The organism is Actinoplanes sp. NPDC089786, from assembly GCF_040684855.1.
Classification (GTDB): domain Bacteria; phylum Actinomycetota; class Actinomycetes; order Mycobacteriales; family Micromonosporaceae; genus Actinoplanes.
This window is the reverse complement of the sequence record NZ_JBFBGU010000034.1, coordinates 1-12,112: the sequence shown is the minus strand read 5'-3', so window position 1 is coordinate 12,112 and position 12,112 is coordinate 1. Positions and strand designations below refer to the sequence as shown.

Genomic DNA, 12,112 nt, shown 5'->3' with positions numbered 1-12,112 from the left:
CACCAGGGCCCCGGCAGTCCGGCCGCTCGGGATCGAGGTCGGGCTAACCCACGGTGGCGCGGGTCATCGGGACCGCGTCGGCCTCGGGCCCCAGCCCGCCGGGCCGGCCGGGCTGCTTGAGCGAGAACGACAGCACGCCGGTGACCAGGCCGATGCAGCCGGCCAGCAGGAACGCGCCGCCGTAGCCCCAGGCCGCCACGACCACCGCGCCCAGACCCGAGCCGACCAGACCGGAGACCAGCTTGGAGCTGTAGACCATGCCGTAGTTGGAGGCGTTGTTGTTCTCCCCGAAGAAGTCCGCGGTCATCGCCGCGAACAGCGGGAAGATCGCGCCGCCACCGAAGCCGGAGATCATCGACGCCAGCAGGAACAGCGGCATGTTGCCGATCGAGCCGGAGAGGAAGACGGCGAACTGGGCCAGGCCCAGCACCCAGCAGACGATGGTCAGCGTCTGGCGGCGGCCGTACCGGTCGGAGATCCAGCCGATCACGCCGCGGCCGGTGCCGTTGACCACGGCCTTGAGGCTCATCGCCAGCGCCACGATGCCGCCGGCGAAGCCCATCTCCTTGCCGAACGGCACCTGGAACGCGATGCCGAAGATGTTCACGCCGGCCGTCATCAGCAGGCAGAACCACATCAGATAGAGCACGGGGGTACGCGCGGCTTCGCGCGGAAGGTATTGCTTGACCGCCGGCGGGTTCTTCGACAGCGAACGCCGCACCCGCGGGTCGTCGGCCACCCGGAGCGGGTCGACGTGCTCGGGCCACCAGTTCTTCGGCGGGTCCCGGAAGAAGAAGCCGGAGATCGCCACGGCCAGGGCCAGGAAGATGCCGACCGCCACCAGCAACGGGCCGTAGTTCCCGACGTCCATGTAGTTGGTGAAGATGAAGATGAACGGCACCGACCCGTACGCGAAGCCGCCGTTGACGAAACCGGTCTTGCCACCCCGCCGTTCCGGGTACCACTTTCCGACCATGTTGACGCAGGTGGCATAGACCATGCCGGCGCCGAGACCGCCGAAGACCGAGAAGCCGAGATAGGCCACGAGCACATTCGGCGCGTACGCCAGGGCGAGGTAGCCGAGAATCGTGCCGGCCGCACCGCACATCATCGCGGCCCGGGCCGAGAGGCGGCCGCTCTCGCGCAGTTTCCCGGTCGGGAAAGCGATCGCCGCCTGGAAGAACACCCACACGCCGAGGAGCCAGAAGATGTGGGCGCCGTGCCAGCCGTGCGCCTCGGAGAGGGTGTCCTCGGCCGAGGTGAACGCGTACTCGGACGAGCTGATCGCCATCATCGCGGCCCACGGCAGGAAGACCATCCAGCGGCGGGACCGGCCCATCAACTCACGATCGGACTCACCGAGACGATACAGCCGGCCGTTGCCGTCGATGATCTCCCGGTAACCGTTCACTGTGGTGTTTGTCGCGTTGCCGGATCCGGTATTCGAGTTAGACTTTTCGGCAGGTGGACGGTCTGGTGTCGAGACCATGACTGGACCTCCTTGAAGGACAGAGACAGGTGGTCTGCGACGATGTAGGTCCAGACCTGACTGTGCTTCCTTGAGCTGCCGTTCGACGTTGGCGCGTGGGGCGGCAGCTCGCTTTCTTTCCGGTCTGGCGGCCCGCCTTTGTGCGGGCCGCCAGACGTGTGTGGTTATGCGGGTGTGATCAATCCCGCGGCGCGGGCCCAGCGATATTTCGCGCCGAGGACCGCGACCGGCTTCTCCGTGTCGTACGGATAAGCGACAATCCCGTGGCGATAGAGGTGTTCGCTCGCCTCCTCCACCTCGACGTCACCGGAAAGGCTGGCGACGACGGGCTTGTGAATTCCCTTGGCGCGGAACTCCTCGACCACGTCGACGACCAATTCGGCAAAGGTCATCGGCGGGGTCACGATCGTGTGCCAGTAACCGAGGATCAGGGCGTGCACCCGCTCGTCGGAAAGTCCCAGCGCGATCGTGTTGCGGTAGGTGGACGGTGGTTCGCCGCCGGTGATGTCGACCGGGTTGCCGGCCGCGCCGAACGGCGGGATGTAGGCCCGGAAGGCGGTGTCGAGGTCCGGCGGGATCGCCATCAGGTTCAGGCCGTTGTCGACACAGGCGTCCGACAGCAGCACGCCCGACCCGCCGGCGCCGGTGATGATGACGACGTTCTCGCCGGCCGGCGTGGGCAGCAACGGCACGCCCCGGGCGTACTCGAGCAGGTCGTTGAGACCCGGCGCCCGGATCACGCCGCTCTCGCGCAGGATGTCGTCGTAGACCTTGTCGTTGCCGGCCAGCGCGCCGGTGTGTGAGCCCGCCGCCTTGGCGCCCTGGTCGGTGCGGCCGGCCTTGAGCACCACGACCGGCTTCGTGGCCGAGACCCGCTTGGCCACCTCGGCGAACGCCCGGCCGTCCTTGAGGTCCTCGAGGTGCATCGCGATCAGGTTGGTGTTGTCGTCCTGCTCGAAGAAGGTGAGCAGGTCGTCCTCGTCGATGTCGGCCTTGTTGCCGACGCCCACGATGGCCGACACACCCATGCCGGCCGAGCGGCTGAAGCCGAGGATCGCCATGCCGATGCCGCCGGACTGCGACGACAGGGCCACTCCCCCGCGTACGTCGTACGGGGTGCAGAACGTCGCCGACAGATTCTCCGGCGTGTAGTAGTAGCCGTAGATGTTCGGCCCGAGGATCCGTACGCCGTGCCGCCGGGCGATGGCCAGCACCTCGTCCTGCAACTCCTGGTTGCCGGTCTCGGCGAAGCCGGACGGGATCAGGATCGCGCCGGCCACCCCCTTGGCGCCGGCCTCGTCCAGCGCCTGCGGGACGAACTTGGCCGGGATCGCGAACACCGCCACGTCCACGTCGCCCGGCACGTCGGTGATCGACTTGACCGCCTTGAGGCCGAGGATCTCGTCGGCCTTCGGGTTGATCGGGAAGATCTGGCCGGCGTACCCGCCGTTGACCAGGTTCTTCATCACCGAGTTGCCGATCTTGCCGGCCTCCGCGGAGGCGCCGATCACGGCGACCGCGGCCGGCTTCATGATGCGGTTCATCGCGGCGAGGATCTGCTCGGTGGTGAAGGTCTCCGGCCGTTCGGCCGCGGCCTCGTCGACCAGGATGCGTACGTCCACCGCGATCGCCGAGTCACCGGTGGCGAGCACCGGGTTCAGATCGACCTCGGCCAGCTGCGGGAAGTCGGTCACCAGTTGCGACACCCGCACGATCAGGTCGATGAGCAGCTCGCGGTTCGCCGGTTCGGATCCGCGTACGCCCTTGAGGATCTCGGCCGCGGCGATGCCGTCGAGCATCGACGCCGCGGTCTCCGGCGTCACCGGCGCCAGCCGGAACGTGACGTCCTTGAGCACCTCGACCAGCACGCCGCCCAGCCCGAAGGCGACGATCTTGCCGAAGCTGGGGTCGGTGACCGCGCCGATGATGACCTCGTGGCCCCCGCCGAGCTGCTTCTGGATCTGCACGCCACGCACGTCGGCGCCGGGCACGTGCGCGCGGACCGACGTCAGGATCTTCTCGAACGCCCAGCCCACCTCGGGCAGGCTGCCGACCCCGACGATCACGCCGCCGGCCTCGGTCTTGTGCAGCACGTCGGGCGACACGATCTTCATGACGACCGGGAAGCCGATCGCCTGGGCCAGCTTCTCGGCCTCGTCCGGGCTGGTGGCCAGGCCTTCGGCGGGAGTGCTGATCCCGTACGCCTCGGCCACCGCTCGTCCCTCCGGCGCGGTCAGCGCCGAACGGCCGTCCGCCGCGACCTGGTCGAGGATCTCCTGCACCTTGCTCTTGTTCATCGGGCCTCCCCTAGATGGCGCCGGCGGCGCGCAGTTCGGCGGCCCGGCCTTCGAAGCCGATCTCCGCGAGGATCTCGTCGGTGTGCTCGCCCAGCAGCGGCGATCGTTCGATGTCCACGGGCGAGTCGGAGAGCTTGATCGGGCAGCCCACCGTCTTGAACGTGCCGCGTTCCGGGTGCTCGACCGAGACCACCGAGCCGAGCGTCCGCAGGGTGTCGTCCTCGATCAGCTCGCGGGTCGACAGCACCGGGCCGCAGGGGATGTTGTGCGCGTTCAACTCCTCCATCACCGCCCACTTGGTGTGCTTGGAGGTCCACTCCTCGATCAGCTGGAACGCCTTGTCCAGCTTGTCCAGCCGCGCCTTCGGGGTGTTCCACTCGGGATCGCCGGCCAGCTCGGGGCGGCCGATCAGCTCGGCGATCGGCGCCCAGCCGGTGGGCTGGATGATCACGTAGATGTAGTCGTTGGGACCGCCCGGCGCGCACCGGACCGCCCAGCCCGGCTGCCCGCCGCCGGACGCGTTGCCCGAGCGCGGCACCTCGTCGCCGAAGTTCTCGTTCGGGTACTCGCCCAGCGGGCCGTGCTCCAGCCGCTGCTGGTCGCGCAGCTTGACCCGGCACAGGTTGAGCACCGCGTCCTGCATCGCCACCTGCACCCGCTGCCCCCGGCCCGAGCGGGTGCGGTGCAGCAGCGCGGCCAGGATGCCGGCGACCAGGTGGATGCCGGTGCCCGAGTCGCCGATCTGGGCGCCGGTCGCGGTCGGTGGCCCGTCCTCGAACCCGGTGGTGCTCATCGCGCCGCCCATGGCCTGGGCGACCACCTCGTACGCCTTGAAGCCCGCGTACCGGCCGGGGCCGAAACCCTTTATCGACGCGTACACCAGCCCGGGGTTGATCTCCTGCAGCCGTTCCCAGGGGAAGCCGAAGCGGTCGACCACGCCGGGGCCGAAGTTCTCCACGAGCACGTCCACCTCGGACAACAGCTTCGTGAAGACCTCTTTGCCCTGGTCATTCTTCATGTTCAGCGTGATACTGCGCTTGTTGCAGTTGAGCATCGTGAAATAGAGGCTGTCCACGTCCGGCCGGTCGCGGAGCTGGCTCCGGGTGATGTCGCCGTGGCCGGGGGCTTCCAGCTTGATCACGTCCGCGCCGAGCCAGGCGAGCAGTTGCGTCGCCGACGGTCCGGACTGGACGTGTGTCATGTCGAGAACTCGGACGCCCTCGAGTGCCTTTGTCATCGTGATCCTCCTGTACGACGCTGAACGGGTCGCGGAGACGAATGCGGTGCTCCAACGACGGATCTCTGTAGTGGTTGGATTGCATACCGTATTTCGTAGTCAGTATGTTGTCGCATGCAACAGTGGTGTGTCCAGAGCGTGCTGGAAAGACATCGATAGAAGAGCTGAATGGCCGCGTTGTCGCAGGCCAGCGGCTATCTGCTGGCCCGGTTCAGCGGGGCAGGGTGAGCATCGGGCGGCCGGGCTGGCGCAGACGATAGGCCAACAGGGCACCAACCAGGCCGAGGCAGCCGGCCGCTCCCCAGGCCCACTGACCGGTCGCGAGCATGATGCCGAGCACGCCGCCCACCGCCTTGCCGGTGTAGACGACGCCGTAGTTGGACAGGGTGGCCTCGTCCCCGAACCAGTCCCGGACCAGGCCGATGAGCAGCGAATAGCCCGCGCCGGTGCCGGCCCCCGCGATCGCGCCGCTGATCGCGACGGCCACCGGGGCCTGGCTCTGCACCGCCGCGAGCAGGGCGAACTGGGCCAGGGCGCCGATCCACAGGGCCAGCGCCAGGGTCTGCCGGCGGCCCAGCCGGTCGGACAGCCGGCTGCTCGCCCACCGGCCCAGCCCGGTCGCGACCGCGAGGACGGCGATCGAGACCGCAGGCCAGTCATGGGTGGCCAGCACGGCGATGTCGAAGAAGGCCATGACCGAGGTGAGCACCACGACCACGAACAGGATCGGAAGGACCCCGCAGCGGATCGCGGCCCGGAAGGAGAAGTGACGGAGGGCCGGACGGTTGTTGGGGATGCTGGCGTTGAGGGTGCGGTCCACCGCCCAGCGATGGGGATCGAGATGGGACGGCCACCAGTGGGCCGGCGGGCGGCGGATCAGCAGGGCGGCCGTCACGAGCACGCCGGCCACCACGACGGCGGCGACGTCGAGCAGGATCGTGCCGTGGTCGAGGAACAGGCTCGCGAGCAGCACGAACGGCAGGGCGCCGTAGCCGAAGGCGCCGCTGACCGCGCCCGCGGCGCTCGCGGCCCGTTCCGGGAACCACTCGGTCACCACGCCGAGGCTGACCACGTAGGCCAGTCCGGTGCCGAGGCCGCCGTAGACGGCGTACCCGAAACCGCTGTTCTGGTGGGCCAGGGAGACGAGTCCGGCGGCACAGAGCGCCGCCGCGACGAGGAGCAGGAGTTCCGGGTTGCGGCCGGACCGGCGATAGAGCCAGGCCGCCGGGGCGGCCGAACCGGCCTGACAGAACACCCAGACCGCGAGGACCAGCAGCGCGTGCCGGACGGTCCAGCCGTTCCGCTCGACGACCATCGGCAGCACCGCGGCGTACCCGTACTGGAACAGACTCACGGCGGCCATCACCGCCCAGGCCGACCGTTTCATCCAGACGCGTGGGCGGCCCAGCAGCTCGACGTCCGACTCGCCCACCCGATAACGACGTCCGTAGACGTCGGTCGATATCTGTGACACGAGACACCTCCTGGTGGTCTACTGTATGCAGTATGTCACAGACGGTGCTGTTGAGAGAGCTCGAATATCTCGTCGCGCTGGCCCGTGAACGCCACTTCGCCCGCGCGGCCGCCGCCTGCCACGTCTCCCAGCCCTCACTCTCCACCGCCATCCGGAAACTGGAGCGGGAGCTCGACGTGCAGATCGTGCTGCGCGGTCACCGCTTCGCCGGGCTGACCCCGGAGGGCGAGCGGGTGCTGCTGTGGGCGCGACGCATCCTGGCCGGGGCCACCGCCCTGCACCAGGACCTGGCCTCGATGCGCGGCGAGCTCACCGGCACCCTGCGGCTGGGCGCCATCCCCACCGCCCTGACCGCGGCGTCCCTGCTGATCACACCCCTGTGCACCCGGCATCCCGAGGTTCGCGTCACGCTGACCTCGCTGGCCTCCCGCGAGGTGGCGGCCCAGCTCGCCGGCTTCGAACTGGACGTCGCCCTCACCTATCTGGACGACGAGACCCTGTCCGGCATGCGGACCGTGCCCCTCTACGAGGAGCGCTACCTGCTGCTGACCCCCGCCCTCGGCCCGCTGGCCGACCGCCCGTCGGTGTCGTGGGCCGAGGTCGCCAAGCTTCCCCTGGTGCTCCTCACCCCCCGCATGCGGAACCGTCGCATCATCGACGGCCTGTTCGCGGCGCACGGCCCGGCGCCCACCCCCGCCGTCGAGACCGACACCGTCGACGCGCTGTACGCCCACATCGCGACCCGGCGCTGGTCGAGCGTCATCGCGCACGCGTGGCTGCACACCTTCGGCGTCCCCGACGGCATGCGGGTGGTCCCGTTGACCGGCCGCTCCGGCGGCTCCCGCATCGGCCTGGCGGTGGCCGACCGGGAGCCCGAGCCCTACATCGTCCGGGCCCTCCTCGACGTCGTCCCCACCGCCGACGTACGCGGCGTCCTGCAACGCCTGCTCCGCACCCACCTCGCCGGTTAGCGCCCGAGCTGGTCGCGCGGCTCACGGTGCTGCTACCTCTACGCCGCCCCGCTCGACGCCACCCGGATGGATGAACTGCTGCGCTCACCGCACATGACGGGCAGACTCTCGTAGATGAATCGCGTCCGACTGCTCGTCGGCACCCGGAAAGGTGCCTTCACCCTCACTGCTGACGGCGCCCGCAAGGACTGGACGGTCGAAGGACCGTTCTTCGGCGGGTGGGAGATCTACCACGTGGCCGGGTCGCCGGCCGACCCCGACCGGCTCTGGGCGTCCGCCTCCGGCGGATGGTTCGGCCAGGTCATCCACCGATCCGACGACGGCGGCCGATCGTGGGAGGCGGTGGGCAACGACTTCGGCTACCACGGCGAGGTGGGCGAACACCTCTGGTACGACGGGACGCCCCGCAAGTGGGAGTTCAAGCGCATCTGGCACCTCGAGCCGTCCCGCACCGACCCCGACACCGTGTACGCCGGCGGCGAGGACGCCGCGCTCTACCGCTCCACCGACGGCGGGCGCGAATGGACCGAGCTGACCGCGCTGCGCAACCACCCGACCGGCCCGCAGTGGCAGCCCGGCGCCGGCGGCCTCTGCCTGCACACGATCATCCTCGACCCGGCCGACCCGCAGCGCATGTTCGTGGCCATCTCGGCGGCCGGCGCCTTCCGCACCGACGACGGCGGCCAGTCGTGGCTGCCGATCAACCGGGGCCTGCGCAGCGCCGGCATCCCCGACGAGGACGCCGAGGTCGGCCACTGCGTGCACCGCCTGGCGCAACACCCGACCCGGCCGCAGACCCTGTTCATGCAGAAGCACTGGGACGTCCTGCGCACCGACGACGCCGGCGGGCAGTGGCGCGAGGTCAGCGGCAACCTGCCGACCGACTTCGGCTTCCCGATCGCGGTGCACGCCCACGAGCCCGAGACGATCTACGTCGTCCCGATCACCAGCGACTCCGAGCACTACGTCCCCGACGGCAAGCTGCGCGTCTACCGCAGCCGCACCGGCGGCGACACCTGGGAGCCGCTGACCGCGGGGCTGCCCCAGCAGCACTGCTACGTCAACGTGCTCCGCGACGCGATGGCCGTGGACACCCTGGACGACTGCGGCATCTACTTCGGCACGTCGGGCGGCCAGGTCTACGGCTCCTCCGACAGCGGCGACACGTGGGCCCCGATCGTCCGCGACCTGCCCCCGGTGCTGTCGGTCGAGGCCCAGGTCCTGCCATGATCCGGGTCGTGCTCCCCACCCACCTGCGCACGCTCGCCGGCGTCCGTGGCGAGGTGTCGGTGGAGGTCGACGGCCCGGTCACCCAAGGTTCGGTCCTCGACGCGGTCGAGGCGCGCTTCCCCATGCTGGTCGGGACGATGCGCGACCGGCGCACCGGCAAGCGGCGGCCGCTGGTGCGCTTCTTCGCCTGCGAGGAGGATCTGTCCCATGAGGACCCGGACGCCGAACTGCCCCAGGCGGTCGCGACCGGGGAGGAGCCGTACCTGATCGTCGGCGCCATGGCCGGCGGCTGAGGTCCATTCGGGCAAGACTTAACCGTCCCTTCACATCGATACGCGTAAGCAGTCGATACCAGTCAATGGCACCGGTACATGGGTGAAGGGAACGATTGGATGCGCAACGTACGAGCAATGGTGGCGGTCGTCGCCATGGCGGTGGCCGTCACGGCCGCCTGGCCGGGCGGTGCGGCTCAGGCGGCCGACCCGCCGAAGCCTCCGACCACGCAGATCATCGGCGGCGACGACGTGCCCGACGGTAAGTACCCGTTCATGGCTTCGCTGCAGTTCAAATGGGCCGGCGAAGAGACCTGGCAGCACGGATGTGGTGGAACGCTGATCGACGCCCGCGGCGCGGTGCTCACTGCGGCCCACTGCGTGGACTGGCTGTCCGAGGAGGGCGCGCCGGAGCTGCGCATCGTCGTCGGTCGCACCTCCCAGTCCGCGGACGACGGCCAGGTGTTCGGCGTCGGCGGCATCTCGGTCTACGACAAGGCCGACGCGGCCCTGGTGTTCCTGGACGGCTCCGTCACGGGCATCACGCCGATCCAGCTCGTCACCCCCGGCACGGACGCGGTCGAGCGCCCGGGCAGCAACGTCATCACGGCCGGGTGGGGCAGCACCATCCTCGACCCGGACGGCCCCGGCGGTGGGGGTCCCGGCGAGTACGCGCCGGACCGCCTGCAGGAGGTGACCGTGCCGATCGTCTCCGATGACGAGTGCAAGGTCTCCTATCCGAACCTCAAGCGGGCGACCGAGATCTGCGCCGGCCGCGCCGGCAAGGACTCGTGCCAGGGCGACAGCGGCGGCCCGCTGTTCGTCAAGGTGCCCGGCACGCAGCCGAAGTACATCCAGCTCGGCATTGTCAGCTGGGGTTACGGGTGCGCCGCGACCGGGCGGCCCGGCGTCTACACCCAGCTGAGCAACAAGAAGCTCGGCAAGTGGGTGGCCGGCTTCGGCTCCTAGCCGGGTACTGCTTCGGTTACTAGCCGGGTACGGCGAGCGCCAGGGGCGCGTGGCGACACGTTCCCCTGGCGCGTTCGGAACCCTTTCCCTGGCGCGTTCGGAAATCGAGAGCGCGCGTTCCCGACCTCACATTGACGTACATCCATGATCTCGGCGTTTCGGCGTTAGGGTCCGGCCATGTCTGTCCTCTCCCGAACAGTTGCCGGACTGCTGGCGGCGTCCAGTTTTCTGGTCGTGCCGGCTGCCGCCGCGGCCGACTACACGATCACCGTCGAGGACGGCGCGGGCGGGCCGGAGATCGCCGATTCGATGTACGGCGTGTTCTTCGAGGACATCAACTCGGCGGCGGACGGCGGGCTCTACGCCGAGCTGGTGCGGAACCGGTCGTTCGAGTTCCGGCCGGTGGACAACGCGTCGTACACCGCCACGACCGGGTGGACGACGGCCGGCCCGGTCGCCGCGGTCGACGACGACCAGCGGTTGAACGAGCGGAACCGCACGTACCTCAGGGTGGAAGGGCCGGCCGCGGTCACCAACGGCGGGTTCGCCGGCGGGATGGCCGTGCACGCGGGTGAGCGGTACGACTTCTCGGTGTGGGCGCGCAGCGACGCCGCCGGCGGGACGCCGCTGACCGTGACACTGCACGACGCCGCCGGGCGCGCGCTGGCCAAGCCCCTGACCCCGACAGTCACGGGCGACGCCTGGACCCGGTACGCGGGCGTCCTCCGGGCCACACGCGACACCGACGCGGGACGGCTGACCGTCGCCGCCGGCGGCGCCGGGACGCTGCGGCTCGACATGATCTCGCTGTTCCCGCGGGACACCTTCCACGGCCGGCCCAACGGGCTGCGCGCCGACCTCGCGCAGAAGGTCGCCGACCTGCGGCCGTCGTTCGTGCGGTTCCCGGGCGGCTGCCTGGTCAACACCGGCACCATGGACGCGTACGACGCGGCGAACGGCTTCCCGCGGGCCCGCTCCTACCAGTGGAAGGACACCGTCGGGCCGGTCGAGACGCGGGCCACCAACGCCAACTTCTGGGGCTACAACCAGAGCTACGGGCTCGGCTACTACGAGTACTTCCAGTTCAGCGAGGACATCGGGGCGATGCCGCTGCCGGTCGTGCCGGCCCTGGTCACCGGCTGCGGGCAGAACCGGGCCACCGACGACGAGGCGCTGCTGCGGCGGCACATCCAGGACACGCTCGACCTGATCGAGTTCGCCAACGGGCCCAAGACGTCGACGTGGGGTTCGCTGCGTGCGCGGATGGGTCACCCACGGCCGTTCGGGCTGACGCATCTGGCCGTGGGCAACGAGGAGAACCTGCCGGAGGAGTACTTCGCGAACTTCCAGCGGTTCCGCGCGGCCATCGAGGCGGCGTACCCGTCGATCACCGTCATCGGCAACAGCGGGCCGGACGACCAGGGTGTCACCTTCGACCGGCTGTGGGCACTGAACCGGGCGGCCGACGTTCCTCTCGTGGATGAGCACTACTACAACAGTCCCGCCTGGTTCCTGCAGAACAACAGGCGCTATGACTCGTACGACCGGAATGGCCCGAAGGTCTTCCTCGGTGAGTACGCGTCACAGAACAACCGCTGGTTCAACGCGCTCAGCGAGGCGGCGTACATGACCGGCCTGGAACGCAACGCCGACGTGGTCCGGCTGGCGTCATACGCGCCGCTGCTGGCCAGTGTGGACAACACGCAGTGGACGCCGGACATGATCTGGTTCGACAACGACGACTCGTGGGGCTCGACCAGCTACGAGGTGCAGAAGCTGTTCATGAACAACGTCGGGCAGCGGGTGGTGCCGAGCCGAGCCACCGGCAAGGTCATCGAACCGCAGCCGATCACCGGCAGCATCGGCCTGTCCACGTGGGCGACCGCGGCCCGCTACGACGACGTGCGGGTCACCGCCCCCGACGGCACGGTGCTGTTCGCCGACGACTTCTCGGCCGGGGCCGGCGACTGGACCCCGCTGACCGGGCGCGGCACCTGGTCGGTCATCGACGGCGCGTACGCACAGACCGACCCCGCCGCCGAGAACACGCTGGTCAAGGGTGGTCCGACGCTGCCCTCGAACTACGACCTGACGCTGACCGCGACCAAGACCGCCGGCAACGAGGGCTTCCTGGTCGCGTTCGGGCTCAAGGACGTCGACAACTGGTACTGGT

The 12,112-nt window shown here is 69.6% G+C and carries 9 protein-coding genes; 5 read left to right on the top strand and 4 right to left on the bottom strand.

Annotation, left to right across the window (positions count from 1 at the left end; all coding sequences use genetic code 11):
* Nucleotides 1-43: 43 nt before the first annotated feature.
* The 4 genes from AB0O15_RS44190 to AB0O15_RS44175 form a co-directional block, all read right to left on the bottom strand.
* A complete protein-coding gene (locus tag AB0O15_RS44190) occupies nt 44-1,411 on the bottom strand; it encodes an OFA family MFS transporter (RefSeq protein ID WP_364332860.1) in 1,368 nt (455 codons plus the stop codon).
* A 242-nt stretch (nt 1,412-1,653) separates the two neighbouring features.
* A complete protein-coding gene (locus tag AB0O15_RS44185; protein WP_364332857.1) occupies nt 1,654-3,786 on the bottom strand; it encodes an acetate--CoA ligase family protein in 2,133 nt (710 codons plus the stop codon).
* 10 nt (nt 3,787-3,796) lie between these two features.
* Complete coding sequence (gene frc, locus AB0O15_RS44180) at nt 3,797-5,023, bottom strand: formyl-CoA transferase (protein WP_364332854.1); 1,227 nt, start codon at nt 5,021-5,023, stop codon at nt 3,797-3,799.
* 211 nt (nt 5,024-5,234) lie between these two features.
* The gene (locus AB0O15_RS44175; protein WP_364332851.1) at nt 5,235-6,497 is read right to left on the bottom strand and encodes an MFS transporter; all 1,263 of its coding nucleotides are present in this window, start codon (nt 6,495-6,497) and stop codon (nt 5,235-5,237) included.
* A 32-nt stretch (nt 6,498-6,529) separates the two neighbouring features.
* Here AB0O15_RS44175 and AB0O15_RS44170 point away from each other — a divergent pair, with 32 nt between their 5' ends.
* The 5 genes from AB0O15_RS44170 to AB0O15_RS44150 form a co-directional block, all read left to right on the top strand.
* On the top strand, nt 6,530-7,468 hold the full coding sequence (locus AB0O15_RS44170; RefSeq protein ID WP_364332848.1) for a LysR family transcriptional regulator: 939 nt from the start codon (nt 6,530-6,532) through the stop codon (nt 7,466-7,468).
* Between the two features lie 114 nt (nt 7,469-7,582).
* Nucleotides 7,583-8,698 carry an exo-alpha-sialidase gene (locus AB0O15_RS44165; protein WP_364332845.1) on the top strand — a complete coding sequence of 372 codons (1,116 nt, stop codon included), beginning with the start codon at nt 7,583-7,585 and terminating at the stop codon, nt 8,696-8,698.
* A complete protein-coding gene (locus tag AB0O15_RS44160) occupies nt 8,695-8,991 on the top strand; it encodes a MoaD/ThiS family protein (protein WP_364332843.1) in 297 nt (98 codons plus the stop codon). Before AB0O15_RS44165 ends, AB0O15_RS44160 begins: the two co-directional genes overlap by 4 nt.
* 99 nt (nt 8,992-9,090) lie before the next feature.
* On the top strand, nt 9,091-9,939 hold the full coding sequence (locus AB0O15_RS44155) for a serine protease (protein ID WP_364332840.1): 849 nt from the start codon (nt 9,091-9,093) through the stop codon (nt 9,937-9,939).
* Between the two features lie 177 nt (nt 9,940-10,116).
* Nucleotides 10,117-12,112 (top strand): alpha-L-arabinofuranosidase C-terminal domain-containing protein (locus tag AB0O15_RS44150; protein ID WP_364332837.1); only part of this gene is annotated, 1,996 nt, incomplete at its 3' end.

What these genes read in the sequence shown, in the direction of transcription:
- AB0O15_RS44185 (WP_364332857.1), bottom strand. Translation starts at nt 3,786, where the DNA reads ATGAACAAGAGCAAGGTGCAGGAGATCCTCGACCAGGTCGCGGCGGAC.
- AB0O15_RS44155 (WP_364332840.1), top strand. Translation starts at nt 9,091, where the DNA reads ATGCGCAACGTACGAGCAATGGTGGCGGTCGTCGCCATGGCGGTGGCC.
- AB0O15_RS44160 (WP_364332843.1), top strand. Translation starts at nt 8,695, where the DNA reads ATGATCCGGGTCGTGCTCCCCACCCACCTGCGCACGCTCGCCGGCGTC.
- AB0O15_RS44165 (WP_364332845.1), top strand. Translation starts at nt 7,583, where the DNA reads ATGAATCGCGTCCGACTGCTCGTCGGCACCCGGAAAGGTGCCTTCACC.
- AB0O15_RS44170 (WP_364332848.1), top strand. Translation starts at nt 6,530, where the DNA reads ATGTCACAGACGGTGCTGTTGAGAGAGCTCGAATATCTCGTCGCGCTG.
- frc (WP_364332854.1), bottom strand. Translation starts at nt 5,023, where the DNA reads ATGACAAAGGCACTCGAGGGCGTCCGAGTTCTCGACATGACACACGTC.